General features: G+C 69.5%; 22 protein-coding genes and 1 pseudogene. 9 read left to right on the top strand and 14 right to left on the bottom strand.

All coding sequences use genetic code 11. The features are described 5' to 3' along the window. Positions 1 to 33: 33 nt before the first annotated feature. The 6 genes from ACIQCJ_RS09335 to ACIQCJ_RS09310 form a co-directional block, all read right to left on the bottom strand. Positions 34 to 750 carry a PspA/IM30 family protein gene (locus ACIQCJ_RS09335; protein ID WP_391049258.1) on the bottom strand — a complete coding sequence of 239 codons (717 nt, stop codon included), beginning with the start codon at positions 748 to 750 and terminating at the stop codon, positions 34 to 36. 125 nt (positions 751 to 875) lie between these two features. After that, complete coding sequence (locus ACIQCJ_RS09330) at positions 876 to 2,927, bottom strand: TPM domain-containing protein (RefSeq protein ID WP_402711076.1); 2,052 nt, start codon at positions 2,925 to 2,927, stop codon at positions 876 to 878. Between the two features lie 189 nt (positions 2,928 to 3,116). Continuing rightward, positions 3,117 to 3,884, bottom strand: coding sequence for a succinate dehydrogenase/fumarate reductase iron-sulfur subunit (locus tag ACIQCJ_RS09325; protein WP_355348299.1), 768 nt, complete (start codon positions 3,882 to 3,884; stop codon positions 3,117 to 3,119). Next, positions 3,881 to 5,848 (bottom strand): fumarate reductase/succinate dehydrogenase flavoprotein subunit, encoded by a 1,968-nt coding sequence (locus ACIQCJ_RS09320; RefSeq protein ID WP_355348296.1) that lies wholly within the window; start codon positions 5,846 to 5,848, stop codon positions 3,881 to 3,883. Before ACIQCJ_RS09320 ends, ACIQCJ_RS09325 begins: the two co-directional genes overlap by 4 nt. Before the next feature lies 1 nt (position 5,849). Beyond that, on the bottom strand, positions 5,850 to 6,674 hold the full coding sequence (locus ACIQCJ_RS09315) for a hypothetical protein (RefSeq protein ID WP_402711075.1): 825 nt from the start codon (positions 6,672 to 6,674) through the stop codon (positions 5,850 to 5,852). A gap of 94 nt (positions 6,675 to 6,768) precedes the next feature. Beyond that, entirely contained in the window at positions 6,769 to 7,056 is a 288-nt protein-coding gene (locus ACIQCJ_RS09310; RefSeq protein WP_355348291.1) for a hypothetical protein, read from the bottom strand. Positions 7,057 to 7,409: 353 nt separating this feature from the next. On the opposite strand from ACIQCJ_RS09310, the gene ACIQCJ_RS09305 reads away from it, so the two are divergent. From ACIQCJ_RS09305 to ACIQCJ_RS09275, 7 genes are all read left to right on the top strand, one after another. Then, positions 7,410 to 9,167, top strand: coding sequence for an ABC transporter family substrate-binding protein (locus ACIQCJ_RS09305; RefSeq protein WP_355348288.1), 1,758 nt, complete (start codon positions 7,410 to 7,412; stop codon positions 9,165 to 9,167). Positions 9,168 to 9,353: 186 nt separating this feature from the next. Next, positions 9,354 to 11,219, top strand: a complete 1,866-nt coding sequence (gene typA / locus ACIQCJ_RS09300; RefSeq protein WP_391161664.1) for a translational GTPase TypA — start codon at positions 9,354 to 9,356, stop codon at positions 11,217 to 11,219. 440 nt (positions 11,220 to 11,659) lie between these two features. Continuing rightward, entirely contained in the window at positions 11,660 to 13,303 is a 1,644-nt protein-coding gene (locus ACIQCJ_RS09295) for an ABC transporter substrate-binding protein (RefSeq protein ID WP_391049267.1), read from the top strand. Between the two features lie 140 nt (positions 13,304 to 13,443). Further along, the gene (locus tag ACIQCJ_RS09290; RefSeq protein ID WP_188285682.1) at positions 13,444 to 14,367 is read left to right on the top strand and encodes an ABC transporter permease; all 924 of its coding nucleotides are present in this window, start codon (positions 13,444 to 13,446) and stop codon (positions 14,365 to 14,367) included. A 1-nt stretch (position 14,368) separates the two neighbouring features. Then, on the top strand, positions 14,369 to 15,322 hold the full coding sequence (locus tag ACIQCJ_RS09285) for an ABC transporter permease (protein WP_402711279.1): 954 nt from the start codon (positions 14,369 to 14,371) through the stop codon (positions 15,320 to 15,322). A gap of 11 nt (positions 15,323 to 15,333) precedes the next feature. After that, the gene (locus tag ACIQCJ_RS09280) at positions 15,334 to 16,362 is read left to right on the top strand and encodes an ABC transporter ATP-binding protein (protein WP_355348278.1); all 1,029 of its coding nucleotides are present in this window, start codon (positions 15,334 to 15,336) and stop codon (positions 16,360 to 16,362) included. Continuing rightward, the gene (locus ACIQCJ_RS09275; RefSeq protein ID WP_402711074.1) at positions 16,325 to 17,401 is read left to right on the top strand and encodes an ABC transporter ATP-binding protein; all 1,077 of its coding nucleotides are present in this window, start codon (positions 16,325 to 16,327) and stop codon (positions 17,399 to 17,401) included. The genes ACIQCJ_RS09280 and ACIQCJ_RS09275 overlap by 38 nt, the downstream gene beginning before the upstream one ends. A 70-nt stretch (positions 17,402 to 17,471) precedes the next feature. Here ACIQCJ_RS09275 and ACIQCJ_RS09270 read toward each other — a convergent pair whose 3' ends face one another. The 7 genes from ACIQCJ_RS09270 to ACIQCJ_RS09240 form a co-directional block, all read right to left on the bottom strand. Further along, complete coding sequence (locus ACIQCJ_RS09270) at positions 17,472 to 18,269, bottom strand: DUF5984 family protein (RefSeq protein ID WP_401313022.1); 798 nt, start codon at positions 18,267 to 18,269, stop codon at positions 17,472 to 17,474. Between the two features lie 28 nt (positions 18,270 to 18,297). Then, positions 18,298 to 18,681, bottom strand: coding sequence for a VOC family protein (locus ACIQCJ_RS09265; RefSeq protein ID WP_391049273.1), 384 nt, complete (start codon positions 18,679 to 18,681; stop codon positions 18,298 to 18,300). Positions 18,682 to 18,771: 90 nt separating this feature from the next. Next, positions 18,772 to 19,824: a dipeptide ABC transporter ATP-binding protein gene (locus ACIQCJ_RS09260; protein ID WP_355348357.1), complete on the bottom strand. Its 1,053-nt coding sequence runs from the start codon at positions 19,822 to 19,824 to the stop codon at positions 18,772 to 18,774. A gap of 10 nt (positions 19,825 to 19,834) precedes the next feature. Continuing rightward, on the bottom strand, positions 19,835 to 20,860 hold the full coding sequence (locus ACIQCJ_RS09255; RefSeq protein ID WP_355348260.1) for an ABC transporter ATP-binding protein: 1,026 nt from the start codon (positions 20,858 to 20,860) through the stop codon (positions 19,835 to 19,837). 11 nt (positions 20,861 to 20,871) lie between these two features. Then, the gene (locus ACIQCJ_RS09250; protein ID WP_355348263.1) at positions 20,872 to 21,855 is read right to left on the bottom strand and encodes an ABC transporter permease; all 984 of its coding nucleotides are present in this window, start codon (positions 21,853 to 21,855) and stop codon (positions 20,872 to 20,874) included. Beyond that, complete coding sequence (locus ACIQCJ_RS09245; RefSeq protein WP_355348266.1) at positions 21,848 to 22,771, bottom strand: ABC transporter permease; 924 nt, start codon at positions 22,769 to 22,771, stop codon at positions 21,848 to 21,850. Before ACIQCJ_RS09245 ends, ACIQCJ_RS09250 begins: the two co-directional genes overlap by 8 nt. 100 nt (positions 22,772 to 22,871) lie before the next feature. Further along, positions 22,872 to 24,518, bottom strand: a complete 1,647-nt coding sequence (locus tag ACIQCJ_RS09240; RefSeq protein ID WP_355348269.1) for an ABC transporter substrate-binding protein — start codon at positions 24,516 to 24,518, stop codon at positions 22,872 to 22,874. A 231-nt stretch (positions 24,519 to 24,749) separates the two neighbouring features. On the opposite strand from ACIQCJ_RS09240, the gene ACIQCJ_RS09235 reads away from it, so the two are divergent. Beyond that, on the top strand, positions 24,750 to 25,130 hold the full coding sequence (locus ACIQCJ_RS09235; RefSeq protein WP_402711073.1) for a peptidoglycan-binding protein: 381 nt from the start codon (positions 24,750 to 24,752) through the stop codon (positions 25,128 to 25,130). A 21-nt stretch (positions 25,131 to 25,151) separates the two neighbouring features. On the opposite strand, the pseudogene ACIQCJ_RS09230 reads toward ACIQCJ_RS09235, so the two are convergent. After that, positions 25,152 to 26,393, bottom strand: a pseudogene (locus tag ACIQCJ_RS09230) (IS701 family transposase). 125 nt (positions 26,394 to 26,518) lie between these two features. On the opposite strand from ACIQCJ_RS09230, the gene ACIQCJ_RS09225 reads away from it, so the two are divergent. Beyond that, positions 26,519 to 26,923, top strand: a complete 405-nt coding sequence (locus ACIQCJ_RS09225; RefSeq protein ID WP_401855815.1) for a hypothetical protein — start codon at positions 26,519 to 26,521, stop codon at positions 26,921 to 26,923. Positions 26,924 to 26,994 lie beyond the last annotated feature (71 nt).

The raw sequence follows: 26,994 nt of genomic DNA, 5'->3' as shown, positions 1-26,994 counted from the left end.
TGCCGCGCGCGGCAGGCGGACGGCCCTCGGAGGTCAGGCCGCGCGGTCCTTGAGCTTGGCCAGTCGCGCGTCGATCTCCGCGCTGTCGCCGAGCGCGTCCAGCGACTCGAACTGCGCGTCGAGCGAGGACGCGGCCAGTTCCTCCTTGCCCTTGGCCCTGGCCTCCTCGCGCCGCACCTTGTCCTCGAAGCGGCCCAGCTCGCTGGTCGGGTCGAGCACGTCGATGTTCTTGACCGCGTCCATCATCTGGTTCTGCGCCTGCGCGGACTTCGCGCGCGCCACCAACGAGTCGCGCTTGCCCTGGAGTTCGCCCAGCTTGGCCTTCATCGAGTCCAGGCCGGACTTGAGCTTGCTCACGATCTCGTTCTGCGAGGCGATCGTCGGCTCGGCCGTCCGCGCCTCCTTCTCGGACTGGAGCTGACGGCCCAGCGCGATCTTGGCGAGGTTGTCGAAGCGGTCGGCCTCCGCGGCGTTGCCCGAGGCGCGCTGCTCGTCGGCCTTCTTGCTGGCCGCCAGCGCCTTGTCGCCCCACTCCTTGGCCGCCGCGACGTCCTCGGCGTGGTCCTGCTCCATCAGCCGCAGATTGCCGATGGTGGTGGCCACCGCCTCCTCGGCCTCGCGGATGTTGGTGGTGTAGTCCCTGATGAGCTGGTCCATCATCTTCTGCGGGTCCTCGGCCTGGTCGAGGAGGGCGTTGATGTTGGCCTTGGCGAGCTGGGTCACCCGGCCGAGGACGGTCTGCTTCGTCATGGTCGTACTCCTTGCGTGTCCGTATCCGTGAGCCAGAAAGGGCCGGAAAGAGGGGCCGGAAAGTAGGGGCCGGAAAGGAAGGGGCCGGATGGGAAGGGGCCGGATAGAAGGGGAGTCAGGGGAGTTCAGAAGCGGCCGCCGCCGCCCATCCGGCCGCGGGTCTGGCCGCCGCCGAAGCTGCCGGGTCCCGAGCCGCCGCCCCCGAAGCCCCCGCCGAAGCCGCCGCCCCGGCCGCGCCCGCCGCCGAGGATCTCGCCGAGGATGATCCCGCCGAGCACCGCGCCGCCCATGCCGCCGCCGGAGCGCCGGCCGCCGGGCCCGCCGAAGCCCCCGCCGTACCCGCCGACGTCCCGCCGGGCCGCGTCCTGCGCCTGCCGGGCCAGCCGGTCCGCCTCCTGCGCGTGCGCCAGCGCGCCCGCCGCGTCGGAACCGGCCAGCGCCTCGGCCTGCTGGAGCCGCCGTTCCGCCTCGGTGAGCCGGGTACGGGCCTGGCTGCCGACCGCGCCGCGGTTGGTGGTGACCATGTCGCGGGCGGCGGCCACCTCGCTGCGCGCCCCCAGCAGCGCCTGGTCCAGCAGCCCGCGCGCCCGCTGCTCGCTGACCTCCCGCTCGCGGGCCCCGGCCAGCGCCTCGTCCAGCGCCGCGTCCGCCTCCTCGACCCGGCGCAGCCCGGCGATCGGGTCGTAGCGCCCCGCCGCCAGCTCCTGCCGTACGTCGGCCACGACCGTCTCGGCGCGGGCGATCCTGCCCTGGAGGTCGGCGGTGGAGACCCCGGCGGCGGTGCCGCCGAGCAGGCCGCGGGCCTCGGCGAGGTCGGTGTCGGCCTCGGTCAGCGCGTCCCGCAGCTTCCCGTCGGCCTCCGCCAGCTCCTGGGCCCTTCGGGTGACGGAGTCGGTGAGCATGACCGCCTGGTCCAGCGCGCCCTCGGCGGCCCGTACGTACACGGCGACCTTGCCGTGGTCGGTGCCGACGGCGGCCCTGGCCTGTACGAGGCTGGCGTGGGCGAACTCCAGCCGGTCCCTGGCCTCCGCCGGGTGGCCGGTGACCGGGTCGAGCGCGGCGTCCGCGTACTTCTGGGCCAGCGGCGCCAGGGACGCCTCGGCGGTGTCGATCCGGCTCGGCAGCGCCGCCGCCTTCGCCTCGGCCTGCTCCAGCACCTCCGGCGCGTTCGCCTCCAGGGCGCGCAGCCGGTCGAACGCCTCGGACTCCGCGTCCAGCCGCCGGTTGGCCTGGGTGCAGCGGGACAGGATCTCGTCCAGCATCTGCCGGCGGGTCGCGTCGTCCTCGGGTATCGCGTCGTCGAGCTGCTGGCGCAGCCGGAAGGCCGCGGTCAGCTCGGTCTTGGCGTACTCGACGGCCTCGGCGAACGGCCGCGCGGCCTCCTCGCCGAACTGCGCCGCCGCGAAGCCCACGTCCTCCTGGCTGGTGCGGACCGCGTCGTCGGTCTCCACCAGCAGATGCTTGGCCTGCGAGTCCAGCTCGGGCAGCGGGGTCGGCTGCGGGGCGCCCCAGCCGCGCTCGCCGGGCGCCGGGCGGGCGGGCTGCCGCGGGCCGCGCTTCCTGCGGAACGCCCACACCCCGACCGCGCCCGCGGCGCCGACGGCCACCACCGGAATCCACAGGTCGGCCGCGGAGTCGCCCGGGGGCGCCCCGCTGCCGCCCGGGTCCGCGGTGCCGGGGGTGATCGAGGGGACGGTCACCGGAAGGCCGCTGAGGACCGCGTCGTAGCCGGTGGCCGCGCCGATCGCGGCCCCCGCCCAGTCGTTCTGCCGCAGCGCGGGCTCGACGGCCTGGCTGCTGACCTCGTTGAGCTGGGCCGCGGTCAGGCCGGAGTCCTGGTCGGCGGAGACCGCGTACTGCCGGTCGTGGGTGGCCACCGCCAGCAGGACGTCCCGCTGGCCCAGGCCGTTCTTGGTCGCGGTCGCGTTCGCCCAGTCCTGCGGAGCGCGGCCGGAGAAGGTGCGGACGTACGCCACGAAGAGCTGGACGCGCTGCTTCTGGTAGAGGCCGTCCAGCGCCGTGACGACCTGCGGCTTCCGGTCGCCCAGTGCGCCGACCTTGTCGGTTATCTGGCCGGACCTGGACAGCGTGATCGGGTCGTCCGCCCGTGCCGACGGCGCGCCGGACAGCAGCATCAGGGCGCCGAGCGCCGCAACGATTCCCGCGAGTCGCCGCATGCGTACCGCGCCCTTCGCCGCGCCACGGCCGCTTGCCGCGTGCTCCTTTTCGGAGGCTATGTCCGGTGTGTCCGGAGCGCGACTCGGAGTTCCGTTTCTGATCCCGCCAGCCCGCCCACCTGCCTGCCCGCCCGCCTGCTCCCCTGGCCGCCCCGTGCGGGGCGGGCAGGCAGGCAGGGGAGAGGGGAACTACTCGCCGCGGCGGCGGATCTTGTTGCCCAGCCAGATCAGCGGATCGTACTTACGGTCCACCGCCCGCTCCTTGAGCGGGATCAGCGCGTTGTCGGTGATCTTGATGTGCTCCGGGCACACCTCGGTGCAGCACTTGGTGATGTTGCAGTAGCCGAGCCCGTGGTCCTCCTGCGCGGACGAGGCGCGGGTCAGACCGGCCTCGGAGGCCGCGTCCAGCGGATGCATGTCCAGCTCCGCGATCCGCATCAGGAAGCGCGGCCCGGCGAACGACGTCTTGTTCTCCTCGTGGTCGCGCACCACGTGACAGGTGTCCTGGCACAGGAAGCACTCGATGCACTTGCGGAACTCCTGCGAGCGCTCCACGTCGACCTGCTGCATCCGGTACTCCCCGGCCGCGACCCCCTTCGGCGGCACGAACGCCGGGACCTGCCGGGCCTTGTCGTAGTTGAAGGAGACATCGGTGACCAGGTCGCGCACGACGGGGAAGGTCCGCATCGGGGTGACCGTGATCGTCTCCTCCGGTGCGAAGACCGACATGCGGGTCATGCACATCAGCCGCGGCCGTCCGTTGACCTCCGCGCTGCACGACCCGCACTTGCCCGCCTTGCAGTTCCAGCGGACCGCCAAGTCGCCCGCCTGGGTGGCCTGGAGGCGGTGGATGATGTCGAGCACGACCTCGCCGTCGTTGACCTCGACCTGGTAGTCGCGCAGCTCGCCGCCCTCGGCGTCACCGCGCCACACCTTGAAGTGCGCTTCGTAACTCACCCGTCGAGCTCCTCGTCCGTCAGGTATTTGAGCAGCTCGTCCCTGTCGAAGAGGTCGAGCAGGTCGCCCCGGATCGGGTCCGTCGCGCGCCGGCGCAGACCGATCTGGCCGTGGTCGGGGTCGGTGGCCGCCAGGCCCCCGGTGGGGTCGGTCAGCTCGCAGACCAGATTGACCTTGCGCCAGGCGCGGTCCATCTCCGGATGGTCGTCGCGGGTGTGGCCGCCGCGGCTCTCGGTCCGCTCCAGCGCGGCACGCGCCACGCACTCGCTGACCAGCAGCATGTTCCGCAGGTCGATCGCCAGGTGCCAGCCGGGATTGAACTGCCGGTGCCCCTCGACGCCCGCCCGCCGCGACCTGGCCCGCAGCCCGGTCAGCCGGTTCAGCGCGTCCTCCATCTCGGGACCGCGCCGGATGATGCCCACCAGGTCGTTCATCACCTGCTGGAGCTCCTGGTGCAGGGTGTACGGGTTCTCCGCGGGCCGCGCCCCGCCCGCCTGCGCGCCCCCGGCGGCCTCCGCCGCGTCCGCGTCCTCCGCGCTGAACGGCCGCAGCGCCTCGGCCGCCGCGGTGTCGATCTGCTCCTCGGGTACGACGGGACGCGCGCCCTCGACGAACGAGGCCGCGTACCGCGCCGCGTGCAGCCCGGCCCTGCGGCCGAAGACCAGCAGGTCGGAGAGAGAGTTGCCGCCCAGCCGGTTGGAGCCGTGCATGCCGCCCGCGACCTCGCCCGCCGCGTAGAGCCCCGGCACCCCGCGCGCCGCGGCCGTGTCCGGGTCCACGTCGACGCCGCCCATCATGTAGTGACAGGTCGGGCCGACCTCCATCGGCTCCGCGGTGATGTCGACGTCCGCCAGCTCCTTGAACTGGTGGTGCATCGACGGCAGCCGCCGCTTGATCTCCTCGGCGGGCAGCCGTGTCGACACATCGAGGAAGACGCCGCCGTGCGGGGTGCCGCGCCCGGCCTTCACCTCGGAGTTGATCGCGCGCGCCACCTCGTCGCGGGGCAGCAGCTCCGGCGGTCGGCGGTGGGTGTCAGGGGCGGAGTACCAGCCGTCGGCCTCCTCCTCGGACTGCGCGTACTTCTCCTTGAAGACGTCCGGCACGTAGTCGAACATGAACCGCTTGCCGTCGCTGTTGCGCAGCACCCCGCCGTCGCCGCGCACCGACTCGGTGACCAGGATGCCCTTCACCGACGGCGGCCAGACCATGCCGGTCGGGTGGAACTGGATGAACTCCATGTTGATCAGCGGCGCCCCGGCCAGCAGCGCCAGCGCGTGCCCGTCGCCGGTGTACTCCCAGGAGTTGGACGTCACCTTGAAGGACTTGCCGATGCCGCCGGTCGCCAGCACCACCGCGGGCGTGTCGATCACGAACAGCCGCCCGGACTCGCGCACGTAACCGAAGACGCCCGCGACCTTGTCGTCCTGCTTGAGCACGCGGGTGACCGTGCACTCCTGGAAGACCTTCAGCCGCGACTCGTAGTCGCCGGTCTCCGCGAAGTCCTCCTGCTGGAGCGAGACGATCTTCTGCTGGAGGGTGCGGATCAGCTCAAGGCCCGTACGGTCGCCGACGTGTGCCAGCCGCGGGTACTCGTGGCCGCCGAAGTTGCGCTGCGAGATCTTGCCGTCGGGGGTGCGGTCGAACAGCGCGCCCCAGGTCTCCAGCTCCCAGACCCGGTCGGGAGCCTCCTTGGCGTGCAGCTCCGCCATCCGCCAGTGGTTGAGGAACTTCCCGCCGCGCATGGTGTCGCGGAAGTGGACCTGCCAGTTGTCACCGGAGTTGACGTTGCCCATGCTGGCCGCGATGCCGCCCTCGGCCATCACCGTATGGGCCTTGCCGAACAGCGACTTGCAGATCACGGCGGTACGCATGCCCCGCTCCCGGGCCTCGATCGCGGCCCGCAGCCCGGCGCCGCCCGCGCCGACCACGACCACGTCGTACGCGTGCCGTTCGACTTGTGTCATCTCAGAAGAACCTCGGATCGTCGAATACGCCGCTGGAGACCAGATAGATGTAGAGGTCGGTGAGGCCGACGCCGATCAGGGACGACCAGGCGAGCAGCATGTGACGGCCGTTGAGGACGCCGACCCAGCCCCAGAGGCGGTAGCGCACCGGGTGCGCGGAGAAGTGCCTGAGCTTGCCGCCCACGATGTGCCGACACGAGTGGCACGACAGCGTGTACGCCCAGATCAGGATGATGTTCACGAGCAGGACGACCGTGCCCAGACCCATGTGGCCCCAGCGGTCGTGCTCGTCGCGGAAGCCGAGCACCGTGTCGTAGGTGAGGATGCCCGCCACCGGCAGCGCGAAGTAGAAGAAGTAGCGGTGCACGTTCTGCAGGATCAGCGGCAGCCGCGTCTCGCCGGTGTACTTCGCGTGCGGCTCGGCGACCGCGCAGGCGGGCGGCGAGGCCCAGAAGCCCCGGTAGTACGCCTTGCGGTAGTAGTAGCAGGTCAGCCGGAAGCCGAGCGGGAAGACCAGCACCAGCAGGGCCGGTGACAGACCCCACCAGTCGCCGAACAGCGGCCAGTTGGCGCCGCCCTTCATGTCCGCGCAGTTCGACGCCAGGCACGGCGAGTAGAACGGCGAGACGTAGGGCGCCGCGTAGTAGTGGCTGTTGGCGAAGGCCCGCCAGGTCGAGTAGACGACGAAGGCCGCCAGGCCGAGCGCGGTGACCAGCGGTGGCACCCACCACCGGTCGGTCCGCAGATGCCGTTCGGAAATGGCCGCGCGCCCCGGCGTCAGGACGCCGCGGCGCGCGGTGGGGGAGGGGGTGGTTCCGGTGGCCAAGGAGGACTCCGAAGGAACGGGGGAGGGGACGCCGCCGGGTGCGGGCGCCGAGGGGTGCGGGGGTGGTACGGCCGCCGCGGGCCGGTGCCGCGCGCTACGGCGCGTGCCGGTGCGGCGAGCCCAGCCCCTCGTCCTCCGCGTCGGCCCACAGGCCGCGGTCGTACGGCGCGTCCGGGATCGTCACCATCTCGACCTTGCGGATGCCCGCGGTCGTCGGGACGGCCTCGTGCAGCAGAGCCAGGCTCTCCCGCAGATGGGCCGCGTCGGCCCGCACCCTGCGCATGTCCAGGCTGTCGCCCACGTGCTCGTCCAGCCGCCCGACGCAGCGCATCAAATCGTCGAGCCGCCGGGTGACCGACGTCAGATCGTCTTGCAGGGACATACGGATGCCTCACCTTCTCCGCCGTGCGGGGGTGATGCGGTTGATGACGCTGCCGCGCCTGGAAGTGTCGCGCGTCACACCTTCGGTTGGGAAGACGCGTGCACCAATTCCCCTCCGGGGCGGTTCGCCGGTCTCCGGGCGCGCCGCCCGCCCGGCCACCCCGCGCAGTCCCCCGCGCCCCTCATGGGCCGCCCCCCGCGCCAAGGGGCCGTCCGGGTGGAAGAGCGGGGCATTGCGGTCGTGTCGGGGCGGAGAGCCGCTCCTCGTCCCCTCCACTGGGAAGTGATTACCCGGAAATCAGGCCAAATGAGTATGTCCCCGGTCTATGCCGGGCCGCCGGAGGTGTCCGATCCATGAACCGCAGCGCGAACCCACCCGTATTGCGCGCCGCCGTGGCGCTGACCGCCGGGGCGGCCATGACCCTGACCGCCTGCTCCTCGGGCGGCGGCGCCGCCGGGACGGCGGGCACCGACATCGCGACCGTCTCGCGCGCGGGCGTCCGCGACGGCGGCACGCTGCGCTGGGCGACCGATGAGCTGCCCCGCACGCTGAACGCGTACCAGGCGGACGCGGACGCCGACACGCTGACGATCGCGGGAGCCACCCTCCCGGCGATGTACCGGCTCGACGGCCACGGCTCCCCGCGGGCCGACAGCGACTTCCTGGCGAGCGCGGACGTCGCGCAGTCACCGCGCCAGGTGGTCACGTACCACCTGAACCCCAAGGCGAAGTGGAGCGACGGCCAGGCGGTCGGCGCGGCCGACTTCGTCGCCCAGTGGAAGGCGCTGAACGGCAAGAACAGCGCCTTCTGGACGGCCCGCAACGCCGGTTACGACCGGATCTCCGACGTCCGGCAGGGCAAGGACGCCCAGCAGGTCGACGTCACCTTCGCCAGCCCGTACGCGGACTGGAAGTCGCTGTTCAGCCCGCTGTACCCGAAGTCGGTGACCAGTGACGCGGACACCTTCAACGACGGCGTGCGCACCAAGCTGCCGGTCGTCGCAGGCCCCTTCGCGGTCGAGGCCGTGGACACCAAGAAGGGCACCGTCACGCTGGACCGCAACAAGGCGTGGTGGGGCGAGCCCGCCAAGCTCGACCGGATCGTGCTGACCGCCGTGCCGGTGGACAAGCGCCCCGCCGCGCTCGCCGCGGGCACCCTCGACCTGGCCGAGATCGACCCCGGCGCGGTCACCGCCGTGACCGGGACCAAGGGCCTGGCCGTACGGAAGGCGCCCGACGCCGCGTACGCGCAGCTCGCCATCAACGGCAGTACGGGACCGCTGGCCGACGAGCGCATCCGGCACGCCGTGGCCCGCGCCATCGACCGCAAGGCCATCGCCACCGCCGTGCTCAAGCCGCTCGGGCTGCCCGACGAGGCGCTCGGCAACCACCTGGTGCTGCCCTCGCAGGACGGCTACCGCGACAACAGCTCGGCGCTCGGCACCAACGACGTGCAGCAGGCCCAGGCGCTGCTGGCCGACGCGGGCTGGACGCGCAGCAACGCCAAGACCGGCGACCAGGCGGCCGGCGGCCCAGGCCGTACCGCGGCCTCCGGCGCCGTCACCGTCGTGGAGCCCGCAGCCGCCGTCAGCAAGGCGGGCAAGCAGCTCACCATGCGCTTCGTGCTCCCGGCGGACTCCCCGACGCTGGACGACGTCGGCACCCGGATCGCCTCGATGCTCTCCGGCATCGGCATCCGCACCGAGATCACCAAGGTCGCGGGCGACAGCTACTTCCAGGACCACATCGCCTCGGGCGACTTCGACCTGGCGCTCTACTCCTGGCCCGGCACGGCCTACCCGGCCACCGACGACACCCCGATCTTCGCCAAGCCGGTGCCCGCCCCCGACGGCTCGCTGACCGTGGCGCAGAACTACACGCGGGTCGGCACCGACCAGATCGACCAGCTCCTGGACCGGGCGGGCGGCGAGCTGGACACCTCCGCGGCCCGCGACCTGACCTCCAAGGCCGACGCCCGGATCTGGGCCGCGGCCGGTTCCATCCCGCTCTACCAGCGCCCCGGCCTGGTCGCGCTGCGCACCACCGTCGCCAACGCGGGCGCCTTCGGCTTCCAGACCCCCGACTACCAGAACCTCGGCTTCCGCAAGTAGGCGCGCGCGGTCGCGGAAAACCGTGCGATTACGGGCCCCAAATCCCCTCTGAAGCCAGCCATCGGCGGCCGAGGGGGGTTGGGGCCCGTACCATGGGGTAAGGCCGCGGCGTGACCTTGCCCGGCAGGCGAGCGCGTCAACGAGGAACGCGACGTCCATCCACGATTCCGGGAGAAGCGCCGCAGCATGTCCACGCGCCACGATATTCGTAACGTCGCCATCGTCGCCCACGTCGACCACGGCAAGACGACCCTCGTCGACGCGATGCTCAAGCAGGCCGGCGCATTCGCCGCCCACCAGCATCTCGACGATCGGATGATGGACTCCAACGACCTGGAGCGCGAGAAGGGCATCACCATTCTCGCGAAGAACACCGCCGTGAAGTACCACCCCAAGGGCGGTGGCGATGTCATCACGATCAACATCATCGACACCCCGGGCCACGCCGACTTCGGCGGCGAGGTAGAGCGCGGCTTGTCCATGGTCGACGCGGTCGTGCTGCTGGTGGACGCCTCCGAGGGCCCGCTGCCGCAGACCCGTTTCGTGCTCCGCAAGGCGCTGTCGGCGAACCTGCCGGTCATCCTCTGCGTGAACAAGACGGACCGCCCCGACTCCCGGATCGACGAGGTCGTCAACGAGACGTACGACCTGTTCCTGGACCTGGACGCCACCGAGGACCAGATCGAGTTCCCGATCGTCTACGCGTGCGCGCGGGACGGCATCGCCTCGCTGACCAAGCCGGAGAACGGCACGGTTCCGGCCGACAGCGACAGCCTGGAGCCGTTCTTCTCCACGATCCTGTCCACCGTCCCGGCCCCCACGTACACCGAGGGCGCGCCGCTCCAGGCGCACGTCACCAACCTCGACGCGGACAACTTCCTCGGCCGTATCGCCCTGCTCCGGGTGGAGGAGGGCGAGCTGCGCAAGGGCCAGCAGGTCGCGTGGATGAAGCGCGACGGCTCGGTCAGCCAGGTCAAGATCACCGAACTGCTGATGACCGAGGCGCTGACCCGCAAGCCCGCCGAGATGGCGGGCCCCGGCGACATCTGCGCGGTGGCCGGTATTCCGGAGATCACCATCGGCGAGACGCTGGCCGACCTGGAGAACCCGGTCGCGCTGCCGCTCATCACGGTCGACGAGCCCGCGATCTCGATGACCATCGGTACGAACACCTCGCCGCTGGTCGGCAAGGGCGGCAAGGGCCACAAGGTCACCGCCCGCCAGGTCAAGGACCGCCTCGACCGGGAGCTGATCGGCAACGTCTCGCTCCGCGTGCTGCCCACCGAGCGCCCCGACGCCTGGGAGGTCCAGGGCCGCGGCGAGCTGGCGCTGGCCATCCTGGTCGAGCAGATGCGCCGCGAGGGCTTCGAGCTGACCGTCGGCAAGCCGCAGGTGGTCACCAAGGTGATCGACGGCAAGGTCCACGAGCCGGTCGAGCGGATGACGGTGGACTGCCCCGAGGAGTACCTGGGCGCGATCACCCAGCTCATGGCGACCCGCAAGGGCCGCATGGAGACCATGACGAACCACGGCTCCGGCTGGGTCCGCATGGAGTTCGTCGTCCCGGCCCGCGGCCTGATCGGCTTCCGTACGGAATTCCTCACCGACACCCGCGGCACCGGCATCGCGCACAGCATCTTCGAGGGCCACGAGCCGTGGTTCGGCGACCTGCGGACCCGTAACAACGGCTCCCTGGTGGCCGACCGCGCCGGTGTCGTGACGCCGTTCGCCATGATCAACCTCCAGGAGCGCGGCGTGATCTTCGTCGAGGCGACCACGGAGGTCTACGAGGGCATGATCATCGGTGAGAACTCGCGGTCCGACGACATGGACGTGAACATCACCAAGGAGAAGAAGCTCACGAACATGCGCGCCGCGTCCGCGGACAACACCGAGAACGTGGTGCCGCCGCGCAAGCTCTCGCTGGAGCAGTCGCTGGAGTTCTGCCGCGAGGACGAGTGCATCGAGGTGACCCCGGAGACGGTCCGCATCCGCAAGGTCGTCCTGGACCAGAAGGAGCGGGGACGCTCGGCCGCTCGGGCCAAGCGCTGACCGCGCAGCGCCCGTAGGGGCGCGGGGAGCCGCGCGACCAGACTCCGCCGCCGGACGGCGGGGACCGGTCACGCGCTCTCCGCGCCCCTTTTGGGTTTTTCGCACTGTCCGTTATCCGGACGTTCATCTCCGCTCAGCGGCGTAAGAAAGATCACACTGTCCGTTTCGAACCTGTCTGTGTACGTTCCAGATTGTCCGAATTTTGAGCAGGCTCCTCTGCCCATCGTGACCGAAGCGAAACCAGACCCTGTTCCGAGCGACCTCAAACGTGCCCGATAGTGGACGAAGTTGAGCTCGGGTCAATGGGTCACGCGCTGATGGGGAGCGCCGACTCACGAGCACGGAAGGCCAGGCCCTTCTCCTGTCAGGGGTGTCAGGAGTGTCAGCGGCGACCGGCCTTCCTTTCACGTATCGACAGTGACTCCTGAGGAGGCAAACCCATGCGCGGTGCCAAGAGCGCCAAGTGGGTCATAGGCGCGGCAGTCGTCGCCCTCGCGGCAACCGCCTGCGGTTCCGGTGATTCGGACAACAAGGCCGGCGGTTCCAACGACGGCATCGTCAGGGCGTGGTGGGGAGACCCCCAGAACCCCCTGGAGCCGGCGAACACCAACGAGGTCCAGGGCGGCAAGGTCCTGGACATGATCTTCATGAACCTCAAGGAGTACGACCCCAAGACGGGGAAGGCCAACCTTGAGGCCGCTGACTCGATCACCACGACCGACCAGCAGAACTTCACCATCAAGATCAAGCAGGGCCTGAAGTTCTCCGACGGCACCCCGGTGACCGCCAACTCGTTCGTCGACGCCTGGAACTACGGCGCGCTGCTGACGAACAAGCAGCTCAACGCGTACTTCTTCGCGGACATCGACGGCTACGCCGCGGTGCACCCCGACAAGGAGGGCGCCGCCCCGACCGCGAAGACCATGTCGGGTCTGAAGGTCGTGGACGACACCACCTTCACCGTCAAGCTCACCCAGAAGTTCTCCACGTGGCCCGACCGCCTCGGCTACAAGGCGTTCGCGCCGCTGCCGAAGTCGTTCTTCACCGACCACGCCGGCTACCTGAACAAGCCGGTCGGCGACGGCCCGTACATGATCGACTCGTACAGCAAGGGCTCCAGCATGAAGCTGGTCCCGAACCCGAACTACACGGGCCCGAGCAAGCCGAAGAACAAGGGCGTGCTGCTGAAGGTCTACACCGACAGCAACACCGCCTACGCCGACCTCCAGGCGGGCAACCTGGACGTCCTGGACGACGTTCCGGCCGAGCAGCTCAGCCACGTGAAGTCGGACCTCGGCGGCCGCTACCTCAACCAGCCGGCCGGCATCATCCAGACGGTCTCCTTCCCGCTGAACCAGAAGGCGTGGAGCGCCCCCGGCATGGAGAAGGTCCGCCAGGGCCTGTCCATGGCGATCGACCGGAAGACCATCACCGAGAAGATCTTCCAGGGCACCCGCACCCCGGCCACCGACCTCACCTCCCCGGTGCTGGGCGCGGCCGGCGGTTACAGCGACTCCGTCGGCGGCGAGTCGGTCACGTACGACCCGGTCAAGGCGAAGCAGCTCATCCAGGAGGGCGGCGGCATTCCCGGCGGTCACATGACCATCGGGTACAACGCCGACACCGGCTCGCACAAGCAGTGGGTCGACGCGGTCTGCAACAGCATCAACAACGTGGTGGGCAACAACAAGGCGTGCGTCGGCGCCCCCACCGGCACGTTCGCGGACTTCCGCAACCAGATCACCAAGGGTGAGATGACCCAGCCGTTCCGCTCCGGCTGGCAGATGGACTACCCGCTGATCGACAACTTCCTGACGCCGCTGTACGTGACGGGCGCCAGCTCGAACGACTCGCACTACAGCAACCCGCAGTTCGACTCGCTGATCAAGCAGGCGAACTCGGAGCCGGACACCGCCAAGGCGATCGGGTTCTACCAGGACGCCGAGAAGATCCTGATGAAGGACATGCCCGTCATCCCGCTCTGGTACCAGAACGGTGGCGCCGGCTGGTCGTCCCGGGTGTCCAACGTGACGGAGAACGCCTTCAGTGTCCCCGTCTTCACCGACATCACGGTCAACAACTGACCTGATGCGGTAAGCGCGCCCGCCATGGCACCCCGTGGCGGGCGCGCGTTCGGGGGGAACTGACAGCAACCGCTCGCGGTGCGGAGGTCGGCCGGGGTCACAAGCCCCGGCTCACGTCTGCCCCGATCCCTGGAGGACAGATGGGGCGCTACGTCATTCGACGACTGCTCCAGATGGTTCCGGTCTTCATCGGAACCACCTTTTTGATCTTCGTCATGGTCTACGCGCTCGGCGACCCGGTGGCCGCCATGTTCGGCGACCGGGCGCCCGACCCCGCCACGGCGAACCAGATCAGGCACGACCTGTATCTGGACCACTCGCTGCCCGCGCAGTACGGGCACTACATGTGGCAGATCCTCAGCGGCAACTTCGGTACCGCCGCCACCGGGCAGCCGGTCACCGAGCTGATGGGCACGGCCTTCCCGGTCACCATCCGGCTGACCATGGTCGCCTTCGCGATCGAGGCGGTCGTCGGCATCGGGCTCGGCCTGCTGGCCGGGCTGCGGCGCGGACGGTTCGCGGACTCGGGCGTGCTCGCGTTCACGCTGCTCGTCGTGTCCATCCCGACCTTCGTGACCGCCTTCCTGCTCCAGTACTTCGTGGGCGTGAAGTGGGGCCTGGCCAATCCGGCGGTCGCCGAGGGCGCCCCGATCGGTGACCTGATCCTGCCGGGACTCGTCCTGGCCGGTGTCTCGCTCGCCTATGTGGCCCGGCTGACCCGTACCTCGGTCGCGGAGAACTCCCGCGCGGACTACCTGCGCACGGCCGTGGCCAAGGGCCTGCCCAAGCGCCGCGTGGTCACCGTCCACCTGCTGCGCAACTCGCTGATACCCGTGGTGACCTTCCTCGGCACCGACCTCGGCGCGCTCATGGGCGGCGCCATCGTCACCGAGCGGATCTACAACATCCACGGCGTCGGCTACCAGCTCTACCAGGGCATCCTGCGGCAGAATCCGCCGACCGTCGTCGGCTTCGTGACGATCCTGGTGATCGTCTTCCTGGCCGCCAACCTGCTCGTCGACCTGCTTTACGCGGTCCTGGACCCGAGGATTCGCTATGTCTGAGATGTCCGACGCCCGGAGCGCCGCGAACGCGATATCCACTGCGCCCGCCGGGCTGCCCGTGGACGGACCGCGCGGCCCGGGGGAGCCGTCGCGTGACGCGGAGCGCGAGAAGCCGCGCAGCCTGTGGAACGACGCCTGGCACGACCTCAGCCGCAAGCCGATGTTCTACGTGTCCGGGCTGCTGATCCTCTTCCTGGTCGTCATCTCGATCTGGCCCAGCCTGATCGCCGGGGGCAGCCCGCTCTCCTGCGACCTCGCCAAGTCGCAGAACGGGGCGACCTCCGGGCACCCCTTCGGCTTCGACCAGCAGGGCTGCGACGTCTACACCCGCACCGTCTACGGCGCGCGCGCCTCGGTGTCGGTCGGCATCTTCGCGACCCTCGGCGTCACCGTGCTGGGCTCGCTCCTCGGCGGCCTGGCCGGTTACTTCGGCGGCTGGTGGGACTCGATCCTCTCCCGGATCAGCGACATCTTCTTCGGCATCCCGATCCTGCTCGGCGGCATCGTCTTCCTGTCCGTGGTCAAGGGCGGCAGCGTCACCACCGTTTCGCTCTTCATGATCCTGCTGGGCTGGCCGCAGATCGCGCGTATCGCGCGCGGCTCGGTCATCACGGCCAAGCAGCAGGACTACGTGCAGGCAGCGCGGGCACTCGGCGCGGGCAACGCGCGGATGCTGCTGCGGCACATCGCGCCCAACGCGCTCGCCCCGATCATCGTGGTCGCGACGATCGCGCTGGGCACGTACATCTCGCTGGAGGCGACGCTGTCGTTCCTCGGCGTGGGCCTCAAGCCGCCGGCCGTCTCCTGGGGCATCGACATCTCCCAGGCGTCCACCCAGATCCGCAACGCGCCGCACATGCTGCTGTGGCCCGCGGGCGCGCTCAGCGTGACGGTGCTGGCGTTCATCATGCTCGGCGACGCGGTGCGCGACGCCCTCGACCCCAAGCTGCGCTAGGAGGTACGGCGTTGACTGTCATCGATGAGACCGCGAGCGCCCCGGCGCCCGGCGTCCCGACGGCTCCGCTGCTCGAAGTACGGGACCTGCACGTCGAGTTCCACACCCGCGACGGTGTCGCCAAGGCCGTGAACGGCGTCAACTACTCGGTGAACGCCGGGGAGACGCTGGCCGTGCTCGGCGAGTCCGGCTCGGGCAAGTCCGTGACCGCGCAGGCGATCATGGGCATCCTCGACATGCCGCCCGGCCGTATCCCGCAGGGCGAGATCCTGTTCCAGGGCCGCGACATGCTCACGATGTCCGGCGAGGAGCGGCGCAAGCTGCGCGGCCGGAAGATCGCGATGATCTTCCAGGACGCGCTGTCGTCCCTCAACCCGGTGCTGTCGGTGGGCTACCAGCTCGGCGAGATGTTCCGGGTGCACCAGGGCCTGTCCCGCAAGGCCGCCAAGGCCAAGGCGGTCGAGCTGATGGACCGGGTGCGCATCCCGGCGGCGAAGGAGCGGGTGAACGACTACCCGCACCAGTTCTCCGGCGGTATGCGGCAGCGCATCATGATCGCGATGGCGCTCGCCCTCGAACCCGACCTGATCATCGCGGACGAGCCGACGACCGCGCTCGACGTCACCGTCCAGGCTCAGGTGATGGATCTATTGGCCGAACTCCAGCGGGAGTTCAACATGGGCCTGATCCTGATCACCCACGACCTGGGTGTGGTCGCGGACGTGGCCGACAAGATCGCGGTGATGTACGCGGGCCGGATCGTCGAGAGCTCGCCGGTCCACGAGATCTACAAGAACCCGGCGCACCCGTACACCAAGGGCCTGCTCCAGTCGATTCCCCGGCTGGACCAGAAGGGCCAGGAGCTGTACGCGATCAAGGGGCTGCCGCCCAACCTGCTGCGTATCCCGTCGGGCTGCGCCTTCAACCCGCGCTGCCCGATGGCGCAGGACATCTGCCGGACCGAGGTGCCCGTGCTGCACACGATCGGCGACGGGCGCGGCAGTGCCTGCCACTTCTGGAAGGAGACGCTCGGTGAGTGACCTCTCGAACCGGGGTGAACCCATCCTCCAGGTGCGGAACCTGGTGAAGCACTTCCCGCTGACGCAGGGCATCCTGTTCAAGAAGCAGGTCGGCGCGGTCAAGGCGGTCGACGGGATCTCCTTCGACCTCTACCGGGGCGAGACGCTCGGCATCGTCGGCGAGTCCGGCTGCGGCAAGTCCACGGTCGCCAAGCTGCTGATGAACCTCGAACAGGCCACCGCGGGCGAGGTGTTCTACAAGGGCGAGGACATCACCAAGCTGTCGGGGCGGGCCCTGAAGGCCGTCCGGCGCAACATCCAGATGGTGTTCCAGGACCCGTACACCTCGCTCAACCCCCGTATGACGGTCGGCGACATCATCGGTGAGCCCTTCGACATCCACCCCGAGGTGGCTCCCAAGGGGTCGCGCCGCAAGCGTGTCGAGGACCTGCTGGACGTGGTCGGCCTCAACCCCGAGTACATCAACCGGTATCCGCACCAGTTCTCCGGCGGCCAGCGGCAACGCATCGGCATCGCACGGGGGTTGGCGCTCAACCCGGAGATCATCATCTGCGACGAGCCGGTCTCCGCGCTCGACGTCTCGGTGCAGGCCCAGGTCATCAACCTGATGGAGAAGCTCCAGGACGAGTTCACCCTCTCCTACCTCTTCATCGCGCACGACCTGTCGATCGTCCGGCACATCTCCGACCGCGTCGGCGTGATGTACCTCGGGCGGATGGCGGAGATCGGCACCGACACCGAGATCTACGAGCACCCGACCCACCCCTACACCCAGGCCCTGCTCTCCGCCGTCCCGGTCCCCGACCCGGCCGCGCGTGAGCACCGCGAGCGGATCATCCTCTCCGGCGACGTGCCCTCCCCGGCCAACCCGCCCTCCGGCTGCCGCTTCCGCACCCGCTGCTGGAAGGCCCAGGAGCGCTGCGCCGAGGAGACCCCGCTGCTGGCGATCCCCGCCCGCTTCCAGGGCGGCTCCACCCCGGCCACCCACGAGTCGGCCTGCCACTTCGCCGAAGAAAAGGACGTCGTCGGCGCCGCCTGACGATCCCCCACCCCAGAGGGGCGCCCCCCACCCCGGGCGGCGCCCCTCTCGCGCGCGTCAGGCGTGGACGTCAGGCGTGGGCGGCTGTGTCGGGGGCCTGGAGGGTGCGCACCCCGGTCCGTACGGCGCTCCAGTCCGTACCCGGCTCGCGGTCCCGTGCGCGCCGCAACCAGGTCGCCCGGTCCCGGTGTTCACGCCGCAGCTGCTCGATGTCCGCTTCGAGGCCGGGCACCGGGCCGGACTCCTCCAGTTCATTGATGCGCTGGTCCATCGCGGACAACAGCGCCCGGTCGAGTTCGGTGACCGCCGCGAGGAACTCGCTCGTCGGTATGGCCACCCGTCCCGACCGCGGGCCGACGAATTCGATCACGCCCTCCGGGTCGGCCTGATGCTCCCAGACGACCGTCACCGTGTCCTCCTCACCGACGACCGTGCGCCAGCAGCGGACGTGCGGGGCGATCCGCAGGTAGTCGGTGTACAGATAGCCCGCGCTGTGCCAGGCCAACGCGGCCTCGGCCTCCGGCGTTTCGCGCCATGTCCAGGCGGGCGAGGTGTCGGCCGCGACGTCCACCAGGTCCGGTGGCACGGGCTCCAGCGCCGCCGACACGAGCGCGATCATGTCCTCCCACAGGCGGACGACGTAGTAGTCCACATACGGGTGCGTTCGCCTGCCGTCACCGTCGTCCCGCAGTGCCCGGACCGTGGAATCGGAGTAGCGCAGCACCTCATGGCCGTCGAGGTCGACGCAGTACCAGCCCTCGGTCAGCCCGAACCAGTGCAGGACGGGCCGCTCGTGGCCCCACGGCGTGACCGACGTCAGGGGCGTCAGCTCGAAACGGAACCGGATCGCCCGGTCGGTGTGGATCACCGCTCCAGTGTCCCAGCGGAAGCGGCGTTCAGGCGTGGGCGGCCTCGCGGTCGGCTTGGCTGCGCAGGACGCAGAATTCGTTGCCCTCGGGGTCGGTGAGGACGGCCCAGCCGGTGCCGTCGGGGTTGCGGCGGTCGGTGAGGAGGGTGGCGCCGAGGGCGAGGAGGCGGTCGACCTCCTCGTCGCGGGTGGTGTCGGGGCGCAGGCACAGGTGGACGCGGTTCTTGACCGTCTTGGGCTCGGGCACCTGGTTGAAATGGAGCAGGGGGCCGTCCGCGAGGAGCACTTGGACCTCCGGGTCGCCCGGCCGGTCCTCCGGATCCAGCGGACGGCCGGTGACGCCGCTCCAGAAGAGAGCCAGGCTGTAGGCGTCCGCACAGTCGATCGCCACGTTCTGCACTACCGAGACCATGGCCCGAGCCTTCCCGATCCCGGCGCCCGGCGCCACCGCATTCGGCGCCTCCCCTGACGAGGAGGCGTCGTACGCGTGGTCGGCCGGTGCTCAGTCGTTCGGGACGACCTGCTTCTCCTCCGCGAAGTGGCACGCCGAGTCGTGTTCGGCCGGGCCCGCCGTGCCGCGGAAGGCCGGGGGGACCGCCAGCAGCGGCTCCTCCAGGGTGCAGCGCTCCTGGGCCTTCCAGCAGCGGGTGCGGAAGCGGCAGCCGGAGGGCGGGTTGGCCGGGGAGGGCACGTCGCCGGAGAGGATGATCCGCTCGCGGTGCTCACGCGCGGCCGGGTCGGGGACCGGGACGGCGGAGAGCAGGGCCTGGGTGTAGGGGTGGGTCGGGTGCTCGTAGATCGCCTCGTCGCCGCCGATCTCGACGATCTTGCCGAGGTACATCACGCCGACGCGGTCGGAGATGTGCCGGACGATCGACAGGTCGTGCGCGATGAACATGTAGGAGAGGTTGAACTCCTTCTGGAGATTGCCCATCAGGTTGATGACCTGGGCCTGCACCGACACGTCGAGCGCGGAGACCGGCTCGTCGGCCACGATGATCTCGGGGCGCAGCGCCAACCCCCGTGCGATGCCGATGCGTTGCCGCTGGCCGCCGGAGAACTGGTGCGGATAGCGGTTGATGTACTCGGGGTTGAGGCCGACGACGTCGAGCAGGTCCTGTACGCGCTTGCGCCGGTCGCCCTTGGGCGCGACCTCGGGGTGGATCTCGTACGGCTCACCGATGATGTCGCCCACCGTCATACGGGGGTTGAGCGAGGTGTACGGGTCCTGGAACACCATCTGGATGTTGCGCCGGACGGCCTTCAGGGCCCGCCCCGACAGCTTGGTGATGTCGTCGCCCTTGTACAGGATGCGTCCGGCGGTGGGCACTTCGAGGTTCATCAGCAGCCGGGCGACGGTCGACTTGCCGCAGCCGGACTCGCCGACGATGCCCAGCGTCTCGCCGGGGAAGAGGTCGAAGGAGACACCGTCGACGGCCTTGACCGCGCCGATCTGCTTCTTGAACAGGATGCCCTGGGTCAGCGGGAAGTGCTTGACCAGGTCGCGTACTTCGAGGATCGGCTCGTGCGCCGCCTTGACCGGGTCCTTGTGCATGACGGGCTGTTCACTCACCGAGCGTCTCCTTCCAGAAGTGGCAGGCGCTCGCCCGGTCGGGGCTCACCTTCGCCAGCGGGGGCACATCGGTGCGGCAGATGTCCTGGGCCATCGGGCAGCGCGGGTTGAAGGCGCAACCGGGCGGAATGTGCAGCAGGTTGGGCGGCAGCCCCTTGATCGCGTACAGCTCCTGGCCCTTCTGGTCCAGCCGCGGGATCGACTGCAACAGGCCCTTGGTGTACGGGTGCGCGGGCCGCTTGTAGATCTCGTGGACCGGCGAGGTCTCCACGATCCGGCCCGCGTACATCACGGCGATCTTGTCGGCCACGTCGGCGACGACGCCCAGGTCGTGGGTGATGAGGATCAGGCCCATGTTGAACTCCCGCTGGAGTTCGGCCAGCAGATCCATCACCTGCGCCTGCACCGTCACGTCGAGCGCGGTCGTCGGCTCGTCCGCGATGATCAGCGCGGGTTCCAGGGCCATCGCCATGGCGATCATCACGCGCTGCCGCATACCGCCGGAGAACTGGTGCGGGTACTGCTTGACGCGTTCGGCGGCGGCGGGGATGCGGACCCGTTCCATCAGCTCGACGGCCTTGATCCGCGAGTCCTTCTTCGACATGCCCTGGTGGGTGGTGAACATCTCGCCGAGCTGTTCCCCCACGGTGAGCACGGGGTTGAGGGACGACAGCGCGTCCTGGAAGACCATCGCCATCTTCGCGCCGCGGACCTTGCGCCGCTCCTCGCCGACCATCGTCAGCAGGTTCTTGCCCTGGAAGACGATCTCGCCCTTGGTGATGAAGCCGGGCGGCGAGTCGAGGATGCCCATGATGGCCTGCGCGGTCACGGACTTGCCGGAGCCGGACTCGCCGAGCACGGCCAGCGTCTCGCCCTCGGCCACCGAGTAGGTGACGCCGTTGACCGCCTTGGCGACCCCGTCCCTGGTACGGAATTCGACGTGCAGATCGTGGACGTCCAGCAGGTTGCCGCTGGGCGGGGCGCTGGTGTGTTCTGCGGCCAGGTACTCGGTGCTCATGTACGGGCTCCTCAGCGCAGCTTGGGGTCGAGGGCGTCGCGCACCGCGTCGCCGAGCATGATGAAGGCCAGCACGGTGATGCTCAGCGCGCCCGCGGGCCACAGCAGCATGTGCGGCGCGTTGCGGATCTGCGAGGACGCGTCGGAGATGTCGATGCCCCAGGAGACGGTGGGCGGTTTGAGGCCCACGCCGAGGTAGGACAAGGTCGCCTCCAGCGCGATGTACGTACCCAGCGCGATGGTGCCGACGACGATGACCGGCGCGACGGCGTTGGGCGTGATGTGCCGCAGCAGGATGCGGGAGTTGCCCGCGCCCAGCGCCCGCGCGGCCTGCACGTAGTCGTTCTCCCGCGAGGTGATCACCGAGCCGCGGGCGATACGGGCGATCTGCGGCCAGCCGAGCAGCACCATGAAGCCGATGACCGGCCAGACGGTGCTGTTGGTGACCACGGACAGGAAGACCAGGCCGCCGAGGATGACCGGGATGCCGAAGAAGATGTCGCTGATCCGGGAGAGGACCGCGTCCCACCAGCCGCCGAAGAACCCGGCGAGGCCGCCGAGGACGCTGCCGAGGAGGACCACGCCCAGGGTCGCGCAGACGCCGACGGTGACCGAGGCGCGGGCGCCGTAGACCACGCGCGTGTAGACGTCGCGGCCCTGCTGGTCGTAGCCGAAGGGGTGGCCGGGGCTCGCGCCCTGCTGGGCCTTGGACAGGTCGGCCTTCAGCGGGTCCTGGGTGGCGATCAGTCCGGGCCAGATCGAGATGATCACCAGGAAGAGGATGATCAGCGCGGCGATGATGAAGATGGGGTTGCGCCGCAGGTCGCGCCAGGCGTCCGACCACAGGCTGCGCGGCTTCTCCGCGGGGTCGCCGCCGTCGGGCCCCGGCCCCTTCTCCAGTGACCCGGCCTCCTCCGCCGCCAGGTCGAAGCCGCCGCCACCGCCCGCGGCCGAGACGGACTGGCCGGGGTCGAGCGGGTTGCTCTGTTCAGGCATAACGAATCCTCGGGTCCAGGACCGCGTACAGCAGGTCGACTAGCAGATTCGCCAGCAGGAAGACCAGCACCAGGATCGTGACGAAGCCGACCACCGTCGGCGAGTTGTTGCGCAGGATGCCCTGGTAGAGCTGGAAGCCGACGCCGTGGATGTTGAAGATGCGCTCGGTGACGATCGCGCCGCCCATCAGGCCGCCGATGTCGGTGCCGATGAAGGTGACCACCGGGATCAGCGAGTTGCGGAGCAGGTGCCGGAAGATCACCTTGCGGCGTGGCAGGCCCTTGGCGACGGCGGTGCGCAGATAGTCGGCGCGGGTGTTCTCGGCGATCGAGGTACGGGTCAGCCGGGTGACGTACGCGAGCGAGACCAGGGCGAGGACCAGGCCCGGCAGGATCAGTTCGTTGAACGGGGCGCTGGGCGAGACCGAGGGGCTGACCCAGCCGAGCTTCACGCCGAACAGGTACTGGAGCACGTAGCCGGTCACGAACGTGGGCACCGAGATGACGACCAGGGTCATCAGCAGCACCCCGGTGTCGATCGGCTTGCCGCGCCGCATGCCGGTGATCACGCCGAGCAGGATGCCGATGATGATCTCGAAGATGATGGCGACGATGGTGAGCCGGATGGTGACCGGGAAGGCGCTGCCCATCAGGGAGGTGACGGACTGCCCGTTGAAGGCGGTGCCGAAGTCGCCGCGGAAGATGTTCCCCATGTAGAGCAGGTACTGCTTCCACAGCGGGTCGTTCAGGTGCAGGTCCGAGCGGATCTGGGCAGCGGTGGCGGGGTCCGGTGCGCGGTCGCCGAAGAGCGCGGCGACGGGGTCGCCGAGCGCGTAGACCATGAGGAAGATCAGGAATGTGCTGCCGATGAACACCGGGATCATCTGGAGCAGCCGCCGGATCACATAGCGTCCCATGCGGTGCCTTCCGAAGGGCCTTCCGGGCAGTGACGGGGAGGGGCGGGAAGCGGAGCGGCCGGAGGCCGCACCGGGTTACCGGTGCGGCCTCCGGCGGACGTCACTTGACCTTGATCTCGTTGTAGACCGGGACGCTGAACGGGTTCAGCTCGACGTTGGTGATCTTGTCGGAGTACCCGGCGCTGCCGTTCTGGTACCACAGCGGGATCGCGGGCATGTCCTTGACGAGCTGGCGCTCGGCGTCCTGGAAGAGGCCGACGGCCTTGGCGGTGTCGGTCTCGGCGTTGGCCTGGTTGACCAGCTTGTCGAAGTTGGCGTTGCTGTAGTGCGAGTCGTTGGACGACGCGTTGGTGTAGTACAGCGGCTGGAGGAAGTTCTGGATCAGCGGGTAGTCCATCTGCCAGCCGGACCGGAACGGGTTGTCCATCTGCTTGTTGACGATCTTGTTGCGGAAGTCGGCGAAGGTGCCGGTGGGGCTGCCGACGCACGCCTTGTTGTTGCCCAGCACGTTGTTGATGCTGTTGCAGACCGCGTCGACCCACTCCTTGTGGGAGCCGGTGTCCGCGTTGTAGCCGATGGTGATGCTGCCGCCCGGCAGGCCGCCGCCCTCCTGGATGAGCTGCTTGGCCTTGGCCGCGTCGTACGTGCACTCGGCGCCGCACAGGCCCGCCTTGTAGCCGCCGGACGCGCCCAGCACCGGGGAGGTCCAGTCGGTGGCCGGGGTGCGGGTGTTCTGGAAGATCTGCTGGGTGATCTGCTGGCGGTTGATCGCCATCGACAGGCCCTGCCGGACCTTCGCGGAGTTCGCGGACGACCACCGCGAGTTGTACAGCGGGAAGGCGAGGGTCTGGATGATGCCGGCGGGCTGGTTGATGTACCGGTCGCCGAGGTCGCTCTTGACGTTCTTGAGCTGCGAGGCCGGGATGTCGTCGACCAGGTCCAGGTTGCCCGCCTGGAGGTCGGTGTAGGCGGTGTTGTTGTCGGTGTAGACCCGCAGGTCGACGCCGCCGTTCTGGGCCGGGTCCGGGCCCTTGTAGCCGTCCCACTTGCGCAGGCTCATCTGCGAGCCCTTGCTGTACGACTGGATGGTGTACGGGCCGTCGCCGATCGGCTTCTTCAGCCAGGCGGCGTGGTCGTCGAAGAACGCCTTCGGCAGCGGGTAGTACGCCGAGTACCCGAGGGTGTCGGGGAAGGTGGAGAACTTCTGGTTGAGCTTCACCTTGAACTCGGTGTCGCTGACCTTGGTCAGACCGGAGAGCGTGGTCGCGGAGGACTTGGCGCCCGCGGTGTCCGGGTGGACCTTGTCGTACCCGTCGATGTACTGGAAGAAGTACGCGTTGATCTGGGCGTTCTTCAGCAGCGCGCCGTAGTTCCAGGCGTTGATGAAGGAGTCGGAGGTGACCTTCTCGCCGTTGCTGAAGGTCCAGTCCGACTTGATCTTGATGTCGAAGGTCTGCGAGTCGGTGGTGGTGATCGAGTCGGCGATCATGTCGGTCGCCTTGCCGGTCTTCGGGTCGTACTTCTTCAGGCCGCGGAAGACCATGTCGAGCACCTTGCCGCCCTGCACCTCATTGGTGTTGGCGGGCTCCAGCGGGTTCTGCGGGTCGCCCCAGGAAGCGCGCACTACGCCGGAGCCGCTGCCGCCGCCGCCCCCACCGCTGTTGTTGCTGCTGCTGCCGCAGGCGGCGGCTGCCAGGGCGACGGCCGTCGCACAGACGGCCCACTTCAAGCGCGTGGCTCCGCGCATCGCGTGCCTCCTCATGGATCACAAATGACACTTAGTCACCCATGACACCGCAATAGAGCCAAAGTCGCACTTCTACTACTCCGTGTCGGCATGTCCAATGCGTTGGCCATTGCGCTACCCCCTGTCAGAAAGCCGTGTCACGGCCCCCGCGAAGTGACCTGTCCGCGTCAAAAATGGAGGCGGCCGCGCCCGCTCGCCCGTCCGGTCCGTGCCCCACGAAGGAGCTCTCCCGTGAACGACGCGCGCCCCACCCGCGCCGCCCCGTCCCGCCCGCTCGACCGCCGCACGCTGCTGCGCTACGGCACCGGCGCGCTGGCGGGCGCCGGCCCCGCCCCGGCCGCCGCCGCGTACGGCTGGCCCGCCTCACTCCAGCAGGGGTCGAGCGGCGCCGCGGTCACCGAACTCCAGATCCGTATTGCGGGCTGGGCCGCCGACTCCGCCTCCCACACCTACGTCGGGGTGGACGGCTCCTTCGGCCCCGGTACGTACGCGGCCCTGCGCCGCTACCAGGCCGCGTACGGCCTCGGCGTCGACGGCGTCGCGGGTCCGCAGACCTTCGCCTCCCTCAACGCCCTCAAGGCGTCCGACGGTTCGATGAGCGGCACCGTCTAGTACTCCAGCGGTAGATCGTGATCATGCTGGGGCTGCGGCTTGTCGTTGGTAGTGGCTTGCTTGGGATCGTGCCTGGTGGCGGCGTCGCCAGTGGGACCAGCGGAGCCTGTGGGCGGAGTCGTGGACGTGTCGGGCCACGAGGGCGATGAACAGGTGCGCGATCTCGTTGCAGGTGAGCGGGATCAGTGTGTCTGGGGCGGGACCGCGTGCGTGTTCCTCGGCACGGACAACGGCGAGGAAGGCGTGGGCGAGCATTGCGAGGGTGACCCAACGGGACCAGGACGCGTAGCGGCGGACCTGGTGCTCGTCCAGTCCGGCCAGCCCCTTTCCGGACTGGAATGTCTCCTCGACCCGCCACCGTGATCCCGCGACCCGAACGAGTTTCGCCAGGGGCACCGGCTTGGGCGAGTAGCAGCGGTAGTAGGCGAGTTCGCCAGTGGTGCGGTTGCGGCGGATCAGCAGGTGGCGGCGCCCGGGAGCGCCGCTAGCAGGTCGATGTGGGCCCAGTCGTAGAAGCGTTGCCCTTTGGCGCCGATTCCGGCGGACAGCTTCTGCCAGGCTCGCTTGGGGAGCTTCTTGGCCAGGGTGTCCGCGCGGAGCTTCCCGGCCCTGGTGGTTACCTCGTGAGTGCGGGCCACCGCCAGTACGTATCCGATGCCGCCGTGTTGCTCCAGGGCGGTTCGCAGTTTCGGGTTGCCGCCATAGACCTCGTCGCCGGCGACCCAGGGGGCGTGGTGGCCGGAGTCCAAAAACCGGGCGATCATGCGGGCTGCCAGTTCGGGCTTGGTCGCGAACGCGGTGTCCGGGTCGAGCCCGGCGGCATGGCAGCGGTCGGGCTGGTCGGTCCACTAACGCGGGACGTAGAGCTCCCGGTCCACCGCGGCATGTCCGTGCTTTCCCGAGTAGATCAGGTAGACGGCGACTTGGGAGTTCTCGATCCGGCCGGCGGTGCCGGTGTACTGGCGCTGGACGCCGACGGTGTGGCTGCCCTTCTTCACGTCACCGGTCTCGTCGACCACCAGGACCGCCTGGTCGTCGTGGAGATGCTCGACCACGTAGTCGCGCAGGTCGTCGCGGACCGCGTCGGCGTCCCATTTCGCGCGGTTCAGCAGGTGCTGCATGGCGTCGGGGGTCGGGTCCCCGGCCCACTCGGCGATAGTCCAGCAGTTCTTTGCGCGGCAGGTCCGCGAGCAGGCCGAGCACGAGCGACCGTATGCGGCGGCGGGGTTCGACCCGGGTGAACCGGCCCGCGATCCGCCCCATCAAGGCGTCGAATGATGCCTGTCAGCGGGCAGGGTCTACGCTGTGACCGGCGGCCACCGCATGATCGTTTGTCTCCACACACCGATGATCAACGGCAGCCGCTTCCATCGTGGAAGACGAGGAGCATGGTGCAGGTCGCCGGGATCGACATCTACGTGAACCATCCCGTGCTGCACCTGGGGGCGACCGAGTGGGTTCCGGTCTCGCTAGCCCTGGGGGCCGCCCCTGCAGCCAGCTGCGAGACGCACGTGGCGGTGCGGGTCCGCGCCCAGAGGGGACTCATCAAAGTACGTCTCTTCACGCAGCCGCAGGAGCCGGGGAGCGAAGGGCCCGACGAGGCATTCACCACGGTCTTCGACGGCTCGCTCCTGCTGCCCGACGGCCGCGTAGCCGTCGGCGACATCGAGCAACTGACTCGCTTGGTCCACCGGATCGGCGACCGCGGAGAGTTCAACGTGCGCGTCGCAGTCGACTCGCCCGGGCTGAACGCCACGGCCATCGATGTCACGATCACCGAGCCGAGCGGCTGATCCTGGGAGATCAGCCAACCCAGTACACGCAGGCCAGGCGGCAGCAGGTCACTCCCAGCGACAAGATCACG

This window comes from Streptomyces sp. NPDC093221, from assembly GCF_044753885.1.
Lineage (GTDB): Bacteria > Actinomycetota > Actinomycetes > Streptomycetales > Streptomycetaceae > Actinacidiphila.
This window is presented reverse-complemented; position numbering and strand designations above follow the sequence as displayed.